At 53.6% G+C, this 623-nt stretch carries 1 protein-coding gene; it reads left to right on the top strand.

Translation table 11 applies throughout. The features are described from left to right. The coding region (locus tag EAH75_RS19540; RefSeq protein ID WP_241669000.1) for a glycosyl hydrolase family 18 protein at positions 1–623 on the top strand (623 nt) is incomplete at both ends.

Below are 623 nucleotides of genomic sequence, written 5' to 3'. Positions count from 1 at the left end.
CAGCTTCAACCAGATCAGCCCCATTGAGTGGAACGATGAGGAGCAATTCAGCAAGCTCAGCAACCTCAAGAATGTTAATCCTGCACTGAAGACTCTGCTGTCTGTCGGAGGCACAGTCAATGGAATAAGCCCATTCATCTCCATGGTAGCCAGGCCTGAGGGTCGTGCTGTCTTCATCAAGTCGGCCATCAGCTACCTGCGCACCCATAACTTTGACGGGCTGAACTTGGCCTGGGAATATCCTGGACACAACGGCAGCCCAGCGCAGGACAAGGAGAGGTTCACTCTGCTGGTCACGGAGCTATCCAAGGCCTTTGAGGACGATGCCAAGGACAACAGGAAGACTCAGCTGCTGCTGTCAGCCAACGTTGCTGCTTTCCGTCCCAACATCGACAGAGCATACGAGGTCAAAAAGATTGCATCTCACCTGGACTTCATCAATGTAATGACCTATGACTATCATGGACACTGGGAGGACGCCACTGGACACAACAGCCCTCTGTACCCCAGCCCTGTGGACTCTGGATCACACGTTCATCACAATATCAACTCTACTGTGTCCTACTGGCTGGCTCTGGAAGCCCCGGCTGAGAAGCTGCTGCTGGGATTCCCCACCTACGAAC

This window comes from Rhodanobacter glycinis, from assembly GCF_006438785.1.
Taxonomy (GTDB): domain Bacteria; phylum Pseudomonadota; class Gammaproteobacteria; order Xanthomonadales; family Rhodanobacteraceae; genus Rhodanobacter; species Rhodanobacter glycinis_A.
This window is presented reverse-complemented; position numbering and strand designations above follow the sequence as displayed.